At 51.1% G+C, this 19,354-nt stretch carries 19 protein-coding genes; 10 read left to right on the top strand and 9 right to left on the bottom strand.

Annotated elements, in window-relative coordinates:
- The 9 genes from EYB48_RS11650 to grpE form a co-directional block, all read right to left on the bottom strand.
- Nucleotides 1-711: an SDR family NAD(P)-dependent oxidoreductase gene (locus EYB48_RS11650; protein ID WP_162020519.1), complete on the bottom strand. Its 711-nt coding sequence runs from the start codon at nucleotides 709-711 to the stop codon at nucleotides 1-3.
- Entirely contained in the window at nucleotides 711-929 is a 219-nt protein-coding gene (locus EYB48_RS11645) for a TIGR02450 family Trp-rich protein (protein ID WP_162020518.1), read from the bottom strand. The genes EYB48_RS11650 and EYB48_RS11645 overlap by 1 nt, the downstream gene beginning before the upstream one ends.
- Before the next feature lie 111 nt (nucleotides 930-1,040).
- The gene (locus tag EYB48_RS11640) at nucleotides 1,041-2,573 is read right to left on the bottom strand and encodes a cryptochrome/photolyase family protein (RefSeq protein WP_162020517.1); all 1,533 of its coding nucleotides are present in this window, start codon (nucleotides 2,571-2,573) and stop codon (nucleotides 1,041-1,043) included.
- Nucleotides 2,570-2,719 (bottom strand): DUF2256 domain-containing protein, encoded by a 150-nt coding sequence (locus tag EYB48_RS11635; RefSeq protein ID WP_162020516.1) that lies wholly within the window; start codon nucleotides 2,717-2,719, stop codon nucleotides 2,570-2,572. The genes EYB48_RS11640 and EYB48_RS11635 overlap by 4 nt, the downstream gene beginning before the upstream one ends.
- A gap of 148 nt (nucleotides 2,720-2,867) precedes the next feature.
- Nucleotides 2,868-3,533, bottom strand: coding sequence for a carbonate dehydratase (can, locus tag EYB48_RS11630; RefSeq protein WP_162020604.1), 666 nt, complete (start codon nucleotides 3,531-3,533; stop codon nucleotides 2,868-2,870).
- Nucleotides 3,534-3,697: 164 nt separating this feature from the next.
- Nucleotides 3,698-4,306, bottom strand: coding sequence for a chalcone isomerase family protein (locus EYB48_RS11625; RefSeq protein WP_162020515.1), 609 nt, complete (start codon nucleotides 4,304-4,306; stop codon nucleotides 3,698-3,700).
- A gap of 257 nt (nucleotides 4,307-4,563) precedes the next feature.
- Nucleotides 4,564-5,682 (bottom strand): molecular chaperone DnaJ, encoded by a 1,119-nt coding sequence (gene dnaJ, locus EYB48_RS11620; protein WP_162020514.1) that lies wholly within the window; start codon nucleotides 5,680-5,682, stop codon nucleotides 4,564-4,566.
- Nucleotides 5,683-5,855: 173 nt separating this feature from the next.
- Nucleotides 5,856-7,802: a molecular chaperone DnaK gene (gene dnaK, locus EYB48_RS11615; protein WP_162020513.1), complete on the bottom strand. Its 1,947-nt coding sequence runs from the start codon at nucleotides 7,800-7,802 to the stop codon at nucleotides 5,856-5,858.
- Nucleotides 7,803-7,944: 142 nt separating this feature from the next.
- Nucleotides 7,945-8,514, bottom strand: coding sequence for a nucleotide exchange factor GrpE (grpE, locus tag EYB48_RS11610; RefSeq protein ID WP_162020512.1), 570 nt, complete (start codon nucleotides 8,512-8,514; stop codon nucleotides 7,945-7,947).
- 340 nt (nucleotides 8,515-8,854) lie between these two features.
- Here grpE and rfbB point away from each other — a divergent pair, with 340 nt between their 5' ends.
- From rfbB to waaC, 10 genes are all read left to right on the top strand, one after another.
- Nucleotides 8,855-9,916 carry a dTDP-glucose 4,6-dehydratase gene (gene rfbB / locus EYB48_RS11605; RefSeq protein WP_162020511.1) on the top strand — a complete coding sequence of 354 codons (1,062 nt, stop codon included), beginning with the start codon at nucleotides 8,855-8,857 and terminating at the stop codon, nucleotides 9,914-9,916.
- 4 nt (nucleotides 9,917-9,920) lie between these two features.
- Nucleotides 9,921-10,814, top strand: coding sequence for a glucose-1-phosphate thymidylyltransferase RfbA (gene rfbA / locus EYB48_RS11600; RefSeq protein WP_162020510.1), 894 nt, complete (start codon nucleotides 9,921-9,923; stop codon nucleotides 10,812-10,814).
- Between the two features lie 2 nt (nucleotides 10,815-10,816).
- The gene (gene rfbC, locus EYB48_RS11595) at nucleotides 10,817-11,362 is read left to right on the top strand and encodes a dTDP-4-dehydrorhamnose 3,5-epimerase (protein ID WP_408058290.1); all 546 of its coding nucleotides are present in this window, start codon (nucleotides 10,817-10,819) and stop codon (nucleotides 11,360-11,362) included.
- Nucleotides 11,359-12,294: a dTDP-4-dehydrorhamnose reductase gene (rfbD, locus tag EYB48_RS11590; RefSeq protein ID WP_162020509.1), complete on the top strand. Its 936-nt coding sequence runs from the start codon at nucleotides 11,359-11,361 to the stop codon at nucleotides 12,292-12,294. The genes rfbC and rfbD overlap by 4 nt, the downstream gene beginning before the upstream one ends.
- Before the next feature lie 83 nt (nucleotides 12,295-12,377).
- Nucleotides 12,378-13,169 (top strand): glycosyltransferase family 2 protein, encoded by a 792-nt coding sequence (locus tag EYB48_RS11585; RefSeq protein WP_162020508.1) that lies wholly within the window; start codon nucleotides 12,378-12,380, stop codon nucleotides 13,167-13,169.
- Nucleotides 13,166-14,125: a UDP-glucose 4-epimerase family protein gene (locus EYB48_RS11580; protein WP_162020507.1), complete on the top strand. Its 960-nt coding sequence runs from the start codon at nucleotides 13,166-13,168 to the stop codon at nucleotides 14,123-14,125. Before EYB48_RS11585 ends, EYB48_RS11580 begins: the two co-directional genes overlap by 4 nt.
- Nucleotides 14,126-14,143: 18 nt before the next feature.
- A complete protein-coding gene (locus tag EYB48_RS11575; RefSeq protein ID WP_162020602.1) occupies nucleotides 14,144-14,704 on the top strand; it encodes a sugar transferase in 561 nt (186 codons plus the stop codon).
- Between the two features lie 9 nt (nucleotides 14,705-14,713).
- Nucleotides 14,714-16,639 carry a polysaccharide biosynthesis protein gene (locus EYB48_RS11570; RefSeq protein WP_162020506.1) on the top strand — a complete coding sequence of 642 codons (1,926 nt, stop codon included), beginning with the start codon at nucleotides 14,714-14,716 and terminating at the stop codon, nucleotides 16,637-16,639.
- Nucleotides 16,640-16,657: 18 nt separating this feature from the next.
- On the top strand, nucleotides 16,658-18,034 hold the full coding sequence (locus EYB48_RS11565; RefSeq protein WP_162020505.1) for a phosphomannomutase/phosphoglucomutase: 1,377 nt from the start codon (nucleotides 16,658-16,660) through the stop codon (nucleotides 18,032-18,034).
- A 103-nt stretch (nucleotides 18,035-18,137) separates the two neighbouring features.
- Nucleotides 18,138-19,130: a lipopolysaccharide heptosyltransferase I gene (gene waaC, locus EYB48_RS11560; protein ID WP_162020504.1), complete on the top strand. Its 993-nt coding sequence runs from the start codon at nucleotides 18,138-18,140 to the stop codon at nucleotides 19,128-19,130.
- Nucleotides 19,131-19,354 lie beyond the last annotated feature (224 nt).

Here is a 19,354-nt window from a genome sequence, read left to right as displayed (position 1 = left end):
CTACCAGGGTAAATTCTCATTACTGTAAGTGACGAAGCTGCCACTGTCGGCTGGCATTTTCTGATCGATCACCGCCAGCATTTCCTGCGCTGCCTGCCTTGCTGGCCGGGCCGCACTCCCACCACGGAAAGGTAGCGACAAACGGGTCGTCACCGTACCCGGATGCATGGCCAGTAACACCGTCGCAGGCTGGCTGCGTTTGAGTTCTATCGCGGCGGTCTTGATCAGCATATTCAGCGCAGCTTTGGAGGCACGATAGCTGTACCAGCCACCGAGCCGGTTATCCTCTATGCTACCGACCTTGGCCGATAACATCACCATCACCGCACGCTGGGTATCGAGCAAGCCGGAAAAATGACGCAATACCAGCGCAGGCCCAAAAGTATTCACCTGAAAGGTCGCCATCAATTGCGCATAATGCAGGTCGCCGAGTTTTTTCTCAGGCATGAAGTCAGTGCTGTGCAGCAGACCGGCCGCATTGATGATCAGATGAAAGGGGCCATGTGCGCGCATGCTGGCAGCAGCTGCAGCGATACTGGCTTCATCAGCAAAGTCTAAGGCAGGCTCGCTGTGCCGGTGTAGCACATGCACCGCGCCACAAGCAGGCTGTGCGCTGAGCTGCTCGGCAAATGCAGCGCCTATGCCACCAGATGCTCCCAGTATCAGCACGCGAAAACCGGGAGGAAAACTCTTCAGTATGTGTTGATCCATCACCAGCCTCTTTTCCATTGCAAGGGATTATCCAGTTCACGCCATGGGATAATGCGCAAGCGCTTAGTCATGACCGCTTCTATCTCCACTTCGCTGACCGGAGCATCCGGACATTCCGGCTCTATCAGCTTCGTCACGATGAAATGCTTTTGCTTGTCCACCACTTGCTGCGCTGTCCACTTGGAATGCAATAACTTCCTGATCGCTCTGCTTTGCATCGCCCTCTCCTTTTTATCAAGTCCGCAGTACGCCTGGGTTTGCAGGCATTTTGCTGCCAGCAGGCGCATCAGCACTCAGTCTGGCCGATTCATATTGCTTGTTGATTGGCTTTACAGGCTGTCGAGATTGTCACGTATCCGCTGCGCCTGCTGCTGGTAAGCGGCCTGGATCTCCGGGCTCATTTTGCGCCATTGCGGATACACCATGCCGATACGCGGATTGCGTGACAACTGTTCTGCATTACGCGCGAAAAAATCCCAGTACAAGGCATTGAAGGGACAGGCACGCTCACCGGTTTTTTGCTTCTTATCGTAATAACAGCCTTTGCAGTAATCACCCATTTTATCGATGTAGGTGGCAGTCGAGACATAGGGTTTAGTCGCCAGAAAACCACCATCCGCATACTGACTCATGCCCAGCGTATTTGGTAACTCCACCCACTCAAATGCATCGATGTAGATGCCCAGATACCACTGATGCACAGCCTGCGGCTGCAAGCCCGCCAGCAAAGCGAAATTCCCTATTACCATCAGGCGCTGTATGTGGTGCGCATACGCATGTTCCAGCGACTGTCCAATCGCACTGGAGACGCAATGCATGCGTGTTTGCCCAGTCCAGAACCAGGCGGGTAAGGGCTGTTGATGGTCAAAGTGATTCTGTTCCACATAGTCAGGCATTCTGGCCCAGTACACACCACGCACATACTCGCGCCAACCGAGGATCTGGCGGATAAAGCCTTCTGCAGCATGCAGTGGTATGCGTGCTGCACGCCACTCCTGTTCAACGGCATGCACCACCTCAGCCGGATTCAGCATCTTGGTATTTAAGGCGAAAGACAGCAGCGAGTGGAACAGCCGCCAGGCACGGTGACTCATCGCATCCTGATAAGAGCCGAAATGCGGCAGCGCCGTGCTCACAAAAACCTGTAACTGCTGCAGCGCTTCTGTCCTGTTGAGAGGCCAGCGGAACTGCGCGGCCTGCGGCTCGCCAAAACTGGCGACACCGGCCGCCTGTATGTCTTGCCACAGCTGACTGTGATCATGTACCGGCCGCTGATCAGCCGGTTCCCACGGCAAACCAGACCAGGCAGCACGATTATCGGCATCATAATTCCACTGACCACCGGCAGGCTGGTCCTGCTCCATCAGTATCTGGTGACGTGCCCGCATCGCACGATAGAAATGCTCCATCAGCCAGCGTGATTTGCCTTTGAACTGGGCGGCTACTTCGTGGCGCAGGGTGAAAAAATGTTCGCTGCTGACGCAGTATTTGGGTATGCCCGCTGCAGGCTGATAGGCGGCTAATTGCTGGTCCAGCCGGTATTCATCGGGCTCCTGGTAGCGCAGCTCTGTGCACTGATAATGCAGCAATAGCTGATCCAGCAACATGGGCAGACTGATCGCCGGATCAGCCTCTTGTATGGTTTGATAATGGACACGGTGACCTGCTTGTTGCAGGCTATGCGCAAATGCACGCATGGCTGCAAAGATCGCGATGATTTTCTGTGCGTGGTGCAGCACATAATCAGTCTCCTGCCGCATTTCCAGCATGACGTAGACGTGTTCATCACTGACCTGCTGAAACCAGGAATGCTGAGGGTTGAGTTGATCGCCCAGGATCAGGCGCAGGCTGTGGGTTTTCATGTCGGTGCTTTCGGCTGGCGACGGCAACGGTCGGAACAGTATTTCACTTCATCCCACACCTTTTCCCATTTTTTACGCCACAGAAAAGGCAAGCCACACTGTACGCAATAGCGTACCGGCAGATCAGATTTTTTTCGCATTTTCATGGTTGGATTCAGCTCGTTCTTGCCTCAGAATGAATGAACGCGATCATGCCATGATTTGTGTGAAGTTGCTGGGCAGCACTCAAAAGCCTGCTGGCGCAACAGGCCTGGTACGTAAAAAAAGCCGCAGCAAGCGGCTTTGATGAAGAGATTACTGGTAGCGGGCCAAACTGGCTTCCACATGTTTTGCCAGGACTTCCTGCGAGTCTATGGTCATACCCAGTTCATTGAGTAAGCCATCCTGCAAGCCATATACCCAACCGTGTATCGTGACTTCCTGACCGCGTTGCCAGGCATCCTGAATCACGGTGGTCTGACAGACATTAACCACTTGTTCTATCACATTCAGTTCGCACAAACGGTCAGCGCGCTGCCGCAGCGACAAGCTTTCGCCCAGATAGCGCTCGTGTTTCTGATGCACGTCCTGCACATGGCGCAACCAGTTATCCGCCAGACCGACCCGGCCACGCGTCATCGCAGCATGTACACCGGAGCAGCCATAATGGCCGCAAACGATAATGTGTTTTACGCCCAGCACATCGACGGCAAATTGCAAAACGGAGAGGCAATTCAGATCAGAATGCACCACCACATTGGCGATATTACGATGGACAAATAATTCACCCGGCAATAAGCCCAGCAATTCATTGGCAGGGACACGGCTGTCAGAGCAGCCTATCCACAGGTATTCGGGGTTTTGCTGGGCAGCGAGTTTTTTGAAAAAATCGGCATCTTTACTACGTATGGACTGTGCCCATGCGCGGTTATTATCAAATAGCTGCTCAGGGGTCAATTTTTTGCTGTTTTGCACTGTCATCATCTGGCCCATTGATCGAAACAGGCGTGATTCTAACTGTTTACTGCACAAAAAGCTTGAGCACAAACAGCGTATGGGGAGAAACTCCCGATACGCTGTGATCTTCCGTTAAATGATGCTTATCGTCTGCGCGAGATGCCTCAGACCAGAACGAAAAACTGCGCTTAACGATAATTGCTACGGTCGTCCGGTTCCGCCAGCATGGCTTTTTTCAAGCCTTTGTCGACCGGACTGTCACCTAACCAGATACGCAGCAAGGCATTGTAAAAAGCCAGATCAGGATAAGGCTCACCCAGTTTTTTTCCGTTCAGGGTCAACACGGTGCCTACACCAGGAATCCAGTCATTGGTCATGACATCGCCTTTTTTCAACTCCGGCACAGAGGCAAACAATTCGCCGAAGCGCAGGAATTGTGAGGTCAGTTTCGCCTTCTCAGCTTTATCAGTATTTTGCTGAATACCCTGCATGAAGCCACGGCCAAAATCCTCATTACTGAGGTCGCGCAGCATCACGATAGTCACGCGGCGCGGACCAGGTACAGCCAGTACATCGGGCACTGTGGTCTTCTTTTCTTTCAGGTATAAACCGGCGACATAGACTTTGAAAATTGCTTTGTAACGTATACCGGCGCCGTTCAGTTTTAACTCAGTATTGGCCAGCTGTATCGTTTCATCCAGTTTAACGCCAGCGACTTCCGTTGCCTGCGCCTGCATCACCAGTCCCATTGCCAGACCACATCCGGCCAGCCATTGTTTCGTTTGATTCCAAAGCATTTTCCTGTCTCCGTTTAGTTTGTGTTGGATCAGGTCAGCATCAGCACTACCGATGCGGCCATATCCTTTATTTTTCCGCGCTTAACGCGGTGCTTTAGCTTAACTGAAGGCGGAAATTTTATGCAGTTTTTTTATGGAACAAGCGCTCTAGAAGCGCGCTCGCACGTTTCAGGCGATGCACTGGCATCATGCGGATAAACGTAAAAAAACCCCGCGTGTAGCGGGGTTCATCTGGTGCCATCAAACAAGTCCGTCGCTTACTCGAAGAACTTTTTGACTTTGTCCATCCAGGTATTACTTTGCGGATTGTGTTTCGAGCCACCTTCGACTGTCAGCTGCTCAAACTCACGCAACAAATCTTTCTGGCGCTCAGTCAGCTTGACCGGCGTTTCTATCAGCACGTGGCAGAACAAGTCTCCCGCATAGCCTGAACGCACGCCTTTGACGCCTTTACCGCGCAAACGGAAAGTCTTACCGGACTGCGTACCTTCCGGCACGGTGAATGATGCTTTGCCACTGAGTGTAGGCACTTCAATCTCGCCACCTAAAGCAGCTTTGGAGAAGGAAATCGGAATTTCACAATGCAAGTCATCGCCTTCACGCTGGAACACAGGATGCTGCTTGATGTGAATTTCCACATACAAATCGCCTGGAGGGCCACCGTTGACACCTGGCTCACCATTGCCGGAAGAACGGATGCGCATACCATCATCAATACCGGCAGGTATTTTCACTTCCAGTGTTTTCTTACGCTTGATGCGGCCCACGCCTGAGCATGTGGTACAAGGATCAGGAATCATCTTGCCTGTGCCATGACACTTAGGACAGGCTTGCTGTATGCTGAACAAGCCTTGCTGCATACGTACCTGACCATGACCACCGCAAGTGGTACAGGTTACCGGCGAGGTACCTGGTTTAGCACCGGAACCGTGACAGGTATCGCACTCGTCCCAGCTTGGTACCTGTATCGTGGTTTCATAGCCATTTGCAGCCTGCTCCAGAGAGATTTCAAGGTTGTAGCGCAGATCCGCACCACGATAAACCTGCGGCCCTGCACTGCGGCGGCCACCACCGAAGATATCACCAAAAATATCGCCAAATGCATCTGCAAATCCACCGGCGCCGGCGCCACCGCCACCACCCATATTCGGATCGACGCCCGCATGGCCATAACGGTCATAAGCATCACGCTTTTGACTGTCGGACAGCATTTCGTAGGCTTCTTTGGCTTCTTTGAATTTGTCTTCGGCGACTTTATTGTCCGGATTACGGTCCGGATGGTATTTCATCGCCAGTTTGCGATAAGCCTTTTTGATTTCTTCGTCGGAGGCATTTTTGCCCACGCCAAGAATTTCATAAAAATCACGCTTCGCCATCTGGATTACACCTTGTTTTCGTAGTTCATATTTTGGGACTGGTACACAAAATATGGCGATTCAATATTAAAAAAAAGCGAGCTCTATGCCACAAAGGCGCAGAGTGCGCAGAGACCAAACTCATTCTGCGTGCTCTGCGCCTCTGCAGCCAGTTTCAGACTGAATCTGACTGATTATTTGTTGTCTTTGACTTCTTTAAAGTCAGCATCAACTACGTCATCGTCCTGCGCTTTCGCTTCTGCTGCGCCAGCTGCACCTGCACCACCTGCTGCACCACCTGCTGCCGCTTGCTGCGCCTGCATGTCAGCATAAACTTTTTCGCCCAGTTTCTGAGAAGCGGTCGACAAGGCACCCAGCTTGGTATCGATCTCAGCTTTGTCACCGGATTTCAATACATCTTCCAGATCTTTGATGGCTGCTTCAATTTTCTCTTTTTCGCCAGCTTCCAGCTTATCGCCGTGCTCAGACAAGGCTTTCTTAGTGGAGTGAACCAGTGCATCACCCTGATTGCGGGACTCTGCCAGTTCTTTCACTTTCTTGTCTTCTTCAGCGTTCAGCTCAGCATCTTTCACCATTTTCTGGATTTCGTCTTCGGTCAGACCGGAGTTAGCCTTGATGGTGATCTTGTTTTCTTTGCCGGTCGCTTTGTCTTTTGCACCTACATGCAAAATACCGTTCGCGTCGATGTCGAAAGTGACTTCGATTTGCGGTGTGCCGCGCGCTGCTGGTGGAATACCTTCCAGATTGAACTCGCCCAGACCTTTGTTACCAGCAGCGATTTCACGCTCACCCTGGAATACTTTGATCGTTACTGCAGGCTGGTTATCATCCGCTGTCGAGAATACCTGACTGAATTTAGTCGGGATAGTCGTGTTTTTCTGGATCATTTTGGTCATCACGCCACCCAGGGTTTCGATACCCAGAGACAGCGGAGTCACGTCCAGCAACAACACGTCTTTACGATCGCCAGACAATACAGAACCCTGGATCGCTGCACCAACTGCTACTGCTTCATCAGGATTCACGTCTTTACGTGGATCTTTACCGAAGAATTCTTTGACCGCTTCCTGTACTTTAGGCATACGGGTCATACCACCAACCAGAATCACGTCATCGATATCAGACGCTTTAACGCCCGCATCTTTGATCGCCATACGGCATGGTTCTATGGTTTTCTGGATCAGGTCTTCTACCAGTGCTTCCAGTTTGGCGCGTGTAATTTTCAGATTCAAATGCACCGGTGCGCCATTGGCCATGGCGATATACGGTTCATTGATTTCTGTTTGCTGAGAGCTGGACAATTCGATTTTTGCACGTTCAGCAGACGCTTTAATACGCTGCAGCGCGATCGGATCTTTTGCCAGATCCAGGCCATTGATCTTTTTAAATTCTTCAATGATGTAGTCGATCACGCGCTGATCGAAGTCTTCACCACCGAGGAAGGTGTCGCCGTTAGTGGACAACACTTCAAATTGCATTTCGCCGTCTACGTCAGCGATTTCAATCACGGACACGTCGAAAGTACCGCCGCCAAGGTCATACACCGCAATCTTACGATCGCCTTTTTCTTTTTTATCCAGGCCAAACGCGAGCGCAGCAGCAGTTGGCTCATTGATAATGCGTTTTACATCCAGACCAGCGATACGGCCTGCGTCTTTAGTTGCCTGACGTTGCGCATCGTTGAAGTAAGCCGGAACAGTAATCACGGCCTCAGTCACTTCTTCACCGAGGTAGTCTTCGGCGGTCTTTTTCATTTTGCGCAGGACTTCAGCAGAAATTTGTGGTGGTGCGAGTTTTTTATCGCGCACAGAAACCCATGCGTCACCGTTATCTGCTTTGGAAATGGCGTAAGGCATCAGGCCGATGTCCTTTTGTACTTCTTTTTCTTCAAATTTACGGCCTATCAAACGCTTCACTGCGTACAGTGTGTTACGCGGATTGGTCACAGCCTGGCGTTTAGCGGATGCGCCAACCAGAATTTCACCGTCTTCCTGATAAGCAATAATAGAAGGAGTGGTACGTGCGCCTTCTGCGTTTTCGATGACTTTTGGCTGCCCGCCTTCCATAACTGCTACGCAAGAATTGGTTGTACCCAAATCAATACCGATCATTTTGCCCATGATTTTCCCTCAGAATGTCAATTTTATTTGTTGAGATTGTAGAATCGGCTCAGTTTGCCTGTATTTCCGATTCGTCTGTTCCGGATATTAGGTAAAAAACGCAGTTTTCAAGCGAAATTTGCGCGTTTTTTACGCATTTTTTTTATTTTCCTTGTGCGACTGTCACTAATGCAGGGCGCAGCAGGCGATCAGCGATCATGTAACCTTTTTGCAAGACCGTCACCACGGTATTCGCATCCTGTTCGGCAGGCACCATAGAAATCGCCTGATGCCTATCAGGATCCAGTTTTTCACCCTGAAGCGGATTCACTTCGAGCAAACGATTTTTCTCAAATGCAGACGACAATTGCTTCAAGGTTAACTCAACGCCTTCCTTAAGCGAGTCGATAGAAGGCGTTTCTACTTTCAATGCCATTTCCAGACTGTCTTTGACTGGCACCATGGCTTCTGCAAAACCTTCGATCGCAAACTTATGCGCTTTCGCAATATCATCCTGGGCACGGCGACGGATATTTTCACCTTCAGCCTTGGCGCGCATAAATGCGTCTTGCAGTTCAGCAACCTTAGCTTGCAATTCAGCAACTAATTGATCGTTATTTTGCGCGCCCGGATCAGCAGCATGGCTCAAATCCGGATTCGCCTGCGCCGCTTCCGCAGCAGCAGTCTCTGTAACAGGGATATCTTGTTCCGTTTTTTTATCTTGCTCTTGCATTCAAACTCTCCAGTCAAAACTTTATTGCTGCTGCAATTGGGGGCGCAGCGAAATAATTCAAGACCCGTCCTTAGAAATAACTCAAAATAAAGGATGTTTCCTCCATTTCACGGAAATTTCGCGCACATTAAGTAACGCCCATACTTGCTTACAAGCAAAAACAAGTCAGAAACATAACACCATTATTTCAAAACAGAGGGATTTCGCATTCACGTCAGCAATTGATTCGATACGGAAACAAATAAACATTGCAACAAAAGCATTAAAACCGCGATTCCCAGTAAATTTCCAGTAAAATCGCCTGTTTACTTTTTAAATTCAGCAATTCGAGGAGTGGTGCATGATATTCGTAACTGGCGGCGCTGGTTTCATTGGTTCAAATTTTGTTTTGAGCTGGCTAGCTCAACATGATGAGGCAGTGCTCAACTTTGACAAACTGACTTATGCGGGCAACCTGAATAATCTGGCGACTGTACGCAATAACCCTAAGCATATTTTCGTGCAGGGCGACATCTGCGATACTGAACTGCTTCATACCTTATTTGCTGAACACAAACCGCGCGCCATCCTGCATTTCGCGGCGGAAAGTCATGTAGATCGCTCCATCCATGGTCCGGCCGCTTTTGTCACCACCAATGTGAATGGCACTTTCAGCTTACTGGAAGCGGCACGTGCCTATTGGAATGGCCTGGAAGGCGAGGCAAAAGCGGACTTCCGTTTCTTGCATGTGTCCACTGACGAGGTATATGGCACTTTGTCGGCGGAGGATCCACCGTTCACAGAGACGACAGCCTATGCACCAAACAGCCCTTATTCTGCATCGAAAGCGGCCTCTGATCATCTGGTGCGCGCCTACCATCACACCTATGGCATGCCGGTACTGACCACCAATTGTTCTAACAATTACGGTGCCTATCATTTCCCGGAAAAACTGATACCTCTGATTATTACCAATGCACGCGCAGGTAAAGACTTGCCTGTGTATGGCGATGGTCAGCAAGTACGCGACTGGTTATTTGTGACTGACCATTGCACTGCAATCCGCCGCGTGCTGGAAGCCGGACGCCCGGGTGAAACCTATAACGTGGGTGGCTGGAATGAACAGACCAATCTGAGCGTGGTACATACCATTTGCGACTTACTCGATGAACTGCAAGCAAAATCTGAAGGCAGTTATCGCGACCAGATCCGCCATGTCAAAGACCGTCCGGGGCATGACCGCCGCTATGCGATCGATGCGCGGAAAATTGAACGTGAATTAGGCTGGAAACCTGCAGAAACCTTTGAGACTGGCTTACGTAAAACCGTGCAATGGTATCTGGACAACGATGCATGGGTCAGCGATGTACAGTCGGGCGATTATATGAAATGGGTTGATTTGCAATACAGCAACAAGGAATAAGATAATGGTACAAACTACACAACGTAAAGGAATCATCCTGGCTGGCGGCTCTGGTACCCGCCTTTATCCTGTGACTCAGGCAATTTCCAAGCAATTGCTGCCGGTCTACGATAAGCCCATGATTTACTATCCGCTGACTTCTTTAATGTTAGCGGGAATACGCGATATCCTGATCATTTCCACCCCTCAGGATACGCCACGCTTCAGCGAATTACTCGGTGACGGTTCGCAATGGGGTATCAACCTGCAATATGCGGTACAACCCTCACCAGATGGATTGGCGCAAGCCTTCATCATCGGCAAGGAATTCATCGGTAATTCACCGTCTGCCTTAATCCTTGGTGACAATATCTATTACGGTCATGACTTTGAGCCGCAATTACGCAATGCCGATGCGCGTGGCAATGGCGCTACTGTGTTTGCTTATCATGTCCATGATCCGGAACGGTATGGCGTGGTTGATTTTGATGCAAACCACCAGGCTCTCAGCATAGAAGAAAAACCGCTGAAACCGAAATCGAATTATGCAGTGACCGGCCTGTATTTCTATGATCAGCAAGTGGTGGATATCGCGGCTGCAATCAAACCGTCTGCACGTGGCGAACTGGAAATTACCGACGTCAATAATGTTTACCTCAAACAAGGTGAACTGAATGTGGAGCTGATGGGACGTGGTATGGCCTGGCTGGATACCGGCACCCACGAGTCTTTACTTGATGCCAGCCAGTTCATTGCGACCATAGAAAAACGCCAGGGCTTGAAAATCGCATGCCCGGAAGAAATCGCGTTCCGTCGCAATTACATCGATGCAGCGCAATTAGAGAAACTGGCGCAGCCATTGAAAAAGAATGAATATGGCCGCTACTTACTGCAATTGTTAGAAAAGAAGATCGGCTGAATATGAAAGTTGTTGCAACTAATTTACCAGAAGTACTGATTATCGAACCCAAGGTATTTGGCGACGAGCGTGGCTTTTTCTATGAAAGCTTTAATGCCAAAAAATTTGCTGAACTGACTGGTGTACAGACAGAGTTTGTACAGGATAACCATTCGCTGTCGGCAAAAAATATACTGCGTGGCCTGCATTATCAGATTCAACAAGCGCAAGGTAAGCTGGTGCGCGTTGTGTCGGGTGAAGTGTTTGACGTCGCAGTCGATATCAGAAAAAGCTCACCACGCTTCGGCCAATGGGCTGGCGTACGTTTATCTGCAGAGAATCAGCGTCAGCTATGGATACCACCAGGCTTTGCGCATGGCTTCGTGGTGCTCAGTGAAAAGGCTGAATTTTTGTACAAAACGACCGATTACTGGGCCCCTGAATTTGAACGCAGCCTGGCCTGGAATGACCCTGCCATAGGCATCACCTGGCCAATCAGCGAAGCACCGGTCTTATCCGGCAAAGATCAGCTCGCGAAAACCCTGGCTGAAGCTGAGGTTTTTGCATGAGGATTTTACTGACCGGTGTCAGTGGCCAGCTCGGCGCTGCGCTGCAAGGTCTGCTGGCGGCTGAACATGAAATCATTGCCGCAGACCGGCAGATGCTGGACTTGAGCCAGCCAGATACCATTGAGGATGCGATAGTTCAAATCCGCCCTGATCTGATGATCAATCCGGCTGCTTATACCGCCGTTGATAAAGCGGAAACCGATACCGACACGGCATACAAAGTCAATGTATTGGCTCCACAGGCAATGGCGCGCGCGGCTGCACGCTTGCAGATAGGGCTGATCCATTACTCGACTGACTATGTGTTCGATGGCAGTCTGGGCACAGATCAACCCCAGAATGCGCTGCCGGCATATACGGAAAGCTATGCCTGCAATCCGGTAAATCAGTATGGCAAGACTAAGTATGAAGGTGAACAGGCGATTCAGGACAGCCAGTGCCGGCATTTGATTTTCCGTACCAGCTGGGTCTACTCACTGCATGGCAAAAACTTCTTACTGACTATGTTGAGGCTGGCCAATGAACGCGAGCACTTACGCATCGTCAATGATCAGTTTGGCGCGCCAACTTCCGCCTTGAGCATCGCACAAGTGACGCAGCAAATCGTACGTCAACTGGCGGCGGCGGCGGATCAGGCAGCTTGGTGGCGGCAATTCCAGGGCTTGTACAATCTGACCAACACCGGCTACACCAGCTGGTTCGGTTTCACTACAGCGATTGTAGAACAAGCAGGATTGCGTGGGCTACTCAGCAAAGCGGCACCCACACTGGAAGGCATACCCGCCTCCGACTACCCGACGCCCGCTAAAAGACCTGTGAACTCCCGTTTAGATACGCAGAAAATTCAGCAGACTTTCTCAGTTTCGATACCGGACTGGCAAAGCGCACTGGCAGCGTGCCTGGATCAACAACACCCTTTGGCTGCAAGCTGATTTTACGCAGACGGCTGTCATTGCAAGAGCCGCCTGCGTAAGCAAATTCACCATCCGCCTATCTTCAGAACAACGCTTTTATCATGATACATATCGCTATAGTCAGCCACGGCCACGAAGAATTGCTGATCTCCAGCCAGTTGGGTGGTCTGGCGCAGGCAGGTGCGCAAATGCAGATATGGGTAAAAGATAACTGCCCCTCTGCCAGCTTACGCAGCTATTGCGAGCAAGTGGGCGTCCACTACACAGATACCTGTCCTGGTCTGGGCTTTGGAGCAAATAATAATTTTTTGTTTCAGTTAGTCCGGCAAAGCGCAGGCTACGCTGCAGATGACCTGTTCGTGATCATGAATCCAGATATTGCCATTACTCCGGAACGCATCGCCGAGCTTGAACAGCGTATGCAGCGTGACCACGCACTCAGCGCCACCCTGAATTTATTTAAAGACCATGCCGGAACAATTTCTGATGGCAATATCCGGATATTTCCCGATCTGCTGTCGCCACTCCGAGTACCGCTGGTGCGCTCACTCACCAGTGTCTATGACAAAAGCAAGTTGCCAGAGAGCTGTGAAATCGACTGGTGTTCAGGGGCTTTTCTGGCGATGCGGGCAGCGCATTTCGAACAACTGGGCGGTTTCGACGACGATTACTTCATGTATTTTGAAGATGTGGATTTGTGCTATCGCTCTTTTCTGCTGACGGGACATGGTGTGCGCTATTACCCGGATCTGCATGCGGTACATTTTGGCGCGCATAGAAACCGCAGTCTGGCCTCACCGCATGCAAGATGGTTTTTGACCAGCTTCACGCGCTTTATTTTCCGCAAGTATTGCGTCTATCCGCGTCGCCCACATACTTTGAAGTCCCTATGAACCAACCCGTACTCATCACCGGCGCCAGCGGTTTTGTCGGTCAGGCCCTGACTGCGCACATGCTGGAGCTGGGCTACCACCTGGTCTGCCCCACGCGCCAGCCACTGCATACTCAGCATGACAATATGCAAAACCCGCTGATCCCGGGCATGGACGCACAAACCGACTGGACAGAACATCTGCATCAGGCCGGTGCCGTCATCCATTGCGCCGCCAGGGTCCATGTGATGCATGAAACGTCCGGCGATCCGCTTAGCCTGTTCCGCGCACTGAATGTCGATGCCAGCGTGAATCTGGCCAAGCAGGCCGCAGCCGCCGGTGTCAAACATTTTATTTATCTGAGCTCGGTCAAGGTCAATGGTGAACGGAGCACGCCCGGCCACCCGCTGTCGGAAGAAGATATCGCCGCAACGCATGATCCTTATGGTTTGTCGAAATATGAAGCAGAACGGGCCTTGCTCGCGATTGCAAAAAAAAACAGCATGGTGATCACGATTGTGCGCCCCCCTTTGATTTACGGTCCTGGCGTCAAAGCCAATTTCCGCAGCATGATGCAGGCAGTTAAGCACGGAATCCCTTTGCCACTAGCCAGCATCAGCAATCAGCGCAGTCTGCTTTATATCGGTAATCTGACGCACTTTCTCACACATTGCCTGTATCATCCGCAGGCAAAGAATGCAGTGTTTCAGGTTTCAGATAATGAGGACTTATCCACGCCAGCCTTATTGAAAGCCTGCGCGCAGGCTTTGCAGGTTAAACCCAGATTATTTGCTTTTCCGCCCGGCTGGCTGAACCTGATGGCGCGCATGCTGGGCCGACGTGCGATTGCTGACCGCTTATGTGAATCGTTGCAGGTGGATATAGGCAAAGCCCGGAGCCAATTAGACTGGGAGCCACCATTTACAGTCGCGCAGGGGCTGCAATACACCGCAGAGCATGAATCATCACGGAATTGAAAAAGTATGTATAGCATCTTGAAACGCATATTCGATCTGGGACTGGCCTTGTGTGCCAGCATCGTTTTATTGATACCGATAATGCTGACCGCACTCTGCGTCAAACTGAGCTCGCGCGGCCCCATCGTGTACTGGTCAGACCGGGTTGGCAAACATAATCAGATTTTCAAAATGCCCAAATTCCGCAGCATGCGCATCGATACGCCAGCGGTCGCCACGCATCTGCTGAGCAATCCTGAGCAATATCTGACGCCAATAGGCTCGTTTTTGCGTAAATCCAGCCTGGATGAACTGCCTCAGTTATGGAGCATACTCATGGGCGATATGAGTTTTGTCGGCCCACGGCCAGCACTCTACAATCAAGATGATCTGATCGCCCTGAGGACGGAAGCTGGCGTACACACCATTCCGCCAGGTCTGACCGGCTGGGCGCAGATTAACGGACGCGATGAATTACCGATTCCACAAAAGGTCGCGCTCGATAGCTACTATCTGCAGCATCAGTCACTTGGATTTGACCTGCGCATATTGCTGCTGACCTTTCTCAAAGTGATACGTCGTGACGGTATCACACACTAAGGACTGGCTATGCTGAATTTACTGATACAACTGCCACGCAGGAATAAGCAGTTACTCGCCATTGCCATGGATGCAATCTGCCTGCCGCTGGCCTTCATTTGTGCAATCTGGTTACGCTACGAAAGTTTTAACCTGGCCTTGTTTCAGCATTACTTTTGGCTGATCGTCGCCATCCCCTTTATCAGCATACCGATTTTCATACGCACCGGGCTGTACCGCGCTATCGTCAGATACATCGATCAGAAAATTCTGGGGGTAGTTGTGTTTGGTGCCACAATTTCGGTGCTGCTACTGACTTTTATCAGTCTGATGCTGCACATTTTCCCCTTATCACGTGCGGTGTTTGGTTTTTTCTGGGCGGGCTCGATTTTTTACTTATGCGCGAGCCGCTTTATCGCACGCGCCTGGCTGGTACGTACCGACATCAATGAAAATACAGTTCCAGTCTGTATCTATGGCGCCGGTAAAGCCGGCGCGCAACTGGCGTCTGTAATGCGCTCAGGCGGTGATTATCTGTGTGTTGCCTTTGTTGATGACAACCCTAACCGTCATGGTGCGACGATCGCTGGCATCAAAGTCTATGCACCACAAGACATACCCAAAGTCGTAGCACGTTTTGGCGTAGAACAAATTCTGCTGGCCATGCCTTCGATTTCCAAGGCGCGCCATAAACAGGTACTGGATCAGCTGGAACCACTGAAGCTCAAGATACGTATGACGCCATCGCTCACCAGCCTGGTGAACGGAGAGCTAAGAGTACAGGATGTCAGGGATGTGGAAATCGATGATTTGCTGGGCCGGGATCAAGTCGCACCGGATCCGCAACTGCTGAGCGTATGTATTCGTGATAAGCAAGTAATGGTCACCGGGGCGGGTGGTTCTATCGGTTCAGAACTGTGTCGTCAGATCCTGCGCCAGCGTCCGGCCAGCCTGATCCTGCTGGATATGTCGGAATACGCTTTGTATGCGATCGAACAGGAATTATCAGAGCTCGCCAGGCAGGAACAGATAGCGCTGCGCATTTTGCCTTTCCTGGGTTCTGTCTTAGATAGCAAGAAGCTGGATAATATTTTTACGACCCTGCAGATTGATACCGTCTACCATGCAGCCGCTTATAAACATGTACCACTGGTCGAGCATAATCCTATAGAAGGTATACGCAATAATGTATTTGGTACCCTGAGTGTGGCCAGTGCCGCCATGCGTGCCGGTGTCAGCCAGTTTGTCCTGATTTCTACTGACAAGGCTGTACGTCCGACCAATATTATGGGAGCGACCAAGCGCATGGCTGAGCTGGTTTTACAAGCCTGTGCCAGACGCCAGTCTGCGACGCGTTTTTGCATGGTGCGTTTTGGGAATGTGCTGGGTTCATCCGGCTCTGTTGTTCCCCTTTTCAAAAAACAAATCCAGGCTGGCGGACCGATCACACTCACCCACCCCGAAATCACACGCTATTTCATGACCATACCGGAAGCCGCCCAACTGGTGTTGCAGGCCGGTGCCATGGGCGAAGGTGGCGACGTGTTTGTGCTCGACATGGGCGATCCGGTCCGCATCATTGATCTGGCGCGGCGCATGGTACATCTGAGTGGTCTCGAAGTGAAATGCGAAGAAACACCAGATGGCCAGATAGAGATTCAGCACGTGGGCTTACGTCCGGGCGAAAAACTCTATGAAGAATTGCTAATAGGTGACAATGTTGAAGGCACCACGCATCCGCTGATCATGCGCGCACGTGAAAACGAACTCCCCTGGTCTGAGCTGGAAGCCAGCCTGACAGCGATAGAACAGGCTTGCGAACAATTCGATTTTGCTCAGTTACGTGCTTTACTACTCAAGACAGTGGCAGAATATCAGCCACAATGCGGGATCGAGGACTTGCTGTGGCAAGCCAGGTCACGCAAACCGACGAACCACACATCAACCCTACATTAAACAAACAGGTAATTCATCATGTCCCTACTTTCAGCTAGCATCTTCAAGGCTTATGATATCCGCGGCATCATTGGCAAAACGCTGGATGCCGATGTCGCTTATCTGATCGGTCAGTCCTTTGGTTCTGCGGCCATCGCTAAAGGCGAGAAAACCGTGGTGATAGGCCGCGATGGCCGTCTGTCCGGGCCGGATCTGATCACGGCACTGGCTAAAGGCTTGCAAGCTACCGGCGTGGATGTAATCGACCTGGGCGTCGTGGTCACACCGATGGTTTACTTCGGCACCAATGTACTGGGTGCGACTTCCGGCATCATGGTGACTGGCAGCCATAATCCACCTGATTACAATGGCTTCAAAATGGTACTGGCTGGCGAAGCGATTTATGGTGATGCGATTCAGGCTTTGTATCAGCGTATCCTGAACAAGGATTTCGTCAGTGGACAAGGTCAATACCACACCCACGATATCAAAGCCACTTACCTGGAACGCATACTGAGCGACGTCAAACTCGCCCGCCCTTTAAAAATTGCAGTGGATTGCGGTAATGGCGTGGCCGGTGCGTTTGCGGCAGATCTGTATCGCGGCATGGGTTGCGAAGTCATCGAGCTGTTCTGCGAAGTGGATGGTACTTTCCCGAACCACCATCCTGACCCGGCCCATCCGGAAAATCTGCAAGACCTGATCCACTGCCTGCAAACGACGGATGCAGAAATCGGCCTGGCGTTTGACGGTGATGGCGACCGCTTGGGTGTCGTGACTAAAGATGGTCAGATTATATATCCGGATCGTCAGCTCATGCTGTTTGCCGAAGATGTACTGACACGTAATCCTGGCGCCCAAATCCTGTATGACGTGAAATGCACCCGTCATATTTCGGCATGGGTCAAAGCGCGCGGTGGCGTACCGCTGATGTGGAAAACCGGTCACTCTCTGGTCAAAGCGAAATTACGCGAAACAGGCTCGCCGCTGGGTGGCGAAATGAGCGGTCACATTTTCTTTAAAGACCGCTGGTATGGCTTTGACGATGGCTTGTACGCCGGTGCGCGTTTACTGGAAATCATCAGCCGCGTGCCAGATATGACTGCTACCCTGAATAATTTGCCACAATCGCCATCGACGCCGGAATTGCAATTGAAGCTCAATGAAGGCGAGAATTTCAGCATCATCTCTGCCATGCAGGCGAATGCCGATTTCCCGGGCGCAGATGAAGTCATCACCATCGATGGTCTGCGTGTCGAATACCCGGATGGATTTGGCCTGGCACGCTCATCCAACACCACCCCGGTGATCGTGATGCGCTTTGAAGCAGAAAATCCGGCAGCACTGCAACGCATACAAGCTGCGCTCAAAGCAGCCGTGTTAGCCGTCAAACCTGATGCACAGATGCCATTCTGAGTATCTGAATATGCAGGGGACAAGCTGACATCCTGAACACCGGATGCATGCTTGTCCTGGCACTCACCCTTTTTTCAGCCACAGACTTTTTCTTTAGTATTCAGTGAAAATCCTCATCATCCGTGTTTCCTCCCTCGGGGATGTCCTGCACAATATGCCGGTCGTCAGCGATTTACTGCAGCATTTTCCGGATGCGAGCATAGATTGGGTGGTAGAAGAAGCCTACGTAAATTTGGTGCGTCTGCACCCGGGAGTAAGACGCATCATCCCGTTTGCATTACGGCGCTGGAGAAAGAAACTGCTATCTTCCCAAAACCGCGCTGAAATCCGGCAGTTTCTGCGTTCCTTGCGTGAAGAACAGTATGATCTGATCCTCGATACTCAGGGCTTGCTCAAAACCGGTTTGCTGATGGGCTGGGCTCAAACCAGCCAGAACGGGAAAAAAGCCGGACTCGCGAATGGTACCGTAGGTTCCGGCTATGAAGGCATATCCAGAATTTTCCACGACCAGAGCGTAGCAGTTGATCCCTATACCCATGCTGTATTACGCGGCCGGCTGGTCGCAGCGGCTGCTGCAGGCTATACCGTCGACCGCCCGGCTGTGTTTGGTATACAGCCACCCATTTGTGATGCGGCCTGGATGCCGGCACATCCCTTTGTGGTTTTTTTCCATGGCACTGCAGGTGCGGCAAAAAAATGGGCCAGATCCAACTGGATTGCAGTTGCAGAATACTTGCAGACATTAGCATTACCAGTGCTGCTACCGTGGGGGAATGCAGAAGAAAAAGCCGAAGCAGAAGCCATGGCTGCAGCCATGCCAAATGCGCGCGTACTGCCCGCGCTTTCTATGCAGGAAGCGACCTTACTTGCCTATTCCGCCACGCTGGCAATAGGCGTCGATACCGGCCTGACCCACATTGCCGCGGCGTATGAGACACCGACCATAGAACTCTACTGCGCTTCGCCTAAATGGAAAACTGAAGGTAACTGGTCAGAGCGTATTATCAATCTTGGCGATGATGGAGCTCCGCCATCTGTCGATGAAGTATGTCGTGCAATGACACAGTTGTTAAGCGCTGTTGAGACTACTCACTAAATAAGCAAACGTTGCTTTAGCCCTTAAGCACATTTGCCCCGGCAAGGCATCGCGACGCGGACATCAAATCTCAGCTTATGCCTGCAGAGCTCAATTAGAATTCCGGTCTGAGTAAAACTTCAGGTATAGTCCTGCTTCTTTAAAATGCCGGTATCGTCCATTCCTGCCAGGCAGGATGCTATAAACCGCTGATACGCTGGCATGGTTCTGGCTGCAACGATGTG

This window comes from Cognatundibacterium crateris, assembly GCF_010078235.1.
GTDB lineage: Bacteria > Pseudomonadota > Gammaproteobacteria > Burkholderiales > Burkholderiaceae_D > Undibacterium > Undibacterium crateris.
Note: the sequence above shows the minus strand (reverse complement) of the source record. Positions and strands in the feature narration are given on the sequence as shown.

What these genes read in the sequence shown, in the direction of transcription:
- EYB48_RS11650 (WP_162020519.1), bottom strand. Translation starts at nt 711, where the DNA reads ATGGATCAACACATACTGAAGAGTTTTCCTCCCGGTTTTCGCGTGCTG.
- EYB48_RS11645 (WP_162020518.1), bottom strand. Translation starts at nt 929, where the DNA reads ATGCAAAGCAGAGCGATCAGGAAGTTATTGCATTCCAAGTGGACAGCG.
- EYB48_RS11640 (WP_162020517.1), bottom strand. Translation starts at nt 2,573, where the DNA reads ATGAAAACCCACAGCCTGCGCCTGATCCTGGGCGATCAACTCAACCCT.
- EYB48_RS11635 (WP_162020516.1), bottom strand. Translation starts at nt 2,719, where the DNA reads ATGAAAATGCGAAAAAAATCTGATCTGCCGGTACGCTATTGCGTACAG.
- can (WP_162020604.1), bottom strand. Translation starts at nt 3,533, where the DNA reads ATGACAGTGCAAAACAGCAAAAAATTGACCCCTGAGCAGCTATTTGAT.
- EYB48_RS11625 (WP_162020515.1), bottom strand. Translation starts at nt 4,306, where the DNA reads ATGCTTTGGAATCAAACGAAACAATGGCTGGCCGGATGTGGTCTGGCA.
- dnaJ (WP_162020514.1), bottom strand. Translation starts at nt 5,682, where the DNA reads ATGGCGAAGCGTGATTTTTATGAAATTCTTGGCGTGGGCAAAAATGCC.
- dnaK (WP_162020513.1), bottom strand. Translation starts at nt 7,802, where the DNA reads ATGGGCAAAATGATCGGTATTGATTTGGGTACAACCAATTCTTGCGTA.
- grpE (WP_162020512.1), bottom strand. Translation starts at nt 8,514, where the DNA reads ATGCAAGAGCAAGATAAAAAAACGGAACAAGATATCCCTGTTACAGAG.
- rfbB (WP_162020511.1), top strand. Translation starts at nt 8,855, where the DNA reads ATGATATTCGTAACTGGCGGCGCTGGTTTCATTGGTTCAAATTTTGTT.
- rfbA (WP_162020510.1), top strand. Translation starts at nt 9,921, where the DNA reads ATGGTACAAACTACACAACGTAAAGGAATCATCCTGGCTGGCGGCTCT.
- rfbC (WP_408058290.1), top strand. Translation starts at nt 10,817, where the DNA reads ATGAAAGTTGTTGCAACTAATTTACCAGAAGTACTGATTATCGAACCC.
- rfbD (WP_162020509.1), top strand. Translation starts at nt 11,359, where the DNA reads ATGAGGATTTTACTGACCGGTGTCAGTGGCCAGCTCGGCGCTGCGCTG.
- EYB48_RS11585 (WP_162020508.1), top strand. Translation starts at nt 12,378, where the DNA reads ATGATACATATCGCTATAGTCAGCCACGGCCACGAAGAATTGCTGATC.
- EYB48_RS11580 (WP_162020507.1), top strand. Translation starts at nt 13,166, where the DNA reads ATGAACCAACCCGTACTCATCACCGGCGCCAGCGGTTTTGTCGGTCAG.
- EYB48_RS11570 (WP_162020506.1), top strand. Translation starts at nt 14,714, where the DNA reads ATGCTGAATTTACTGATACAACTGCCACGCAGGAATAAGCAGTTACTC.
- EYB48_RS11565 (WP_162020505.1), top strand. Translation starts at nt 16,658, where the DNA reads ATGTCCCTACTTTCAGCTAGCATCTTCAAGGCTTATGATATCCGCGGC.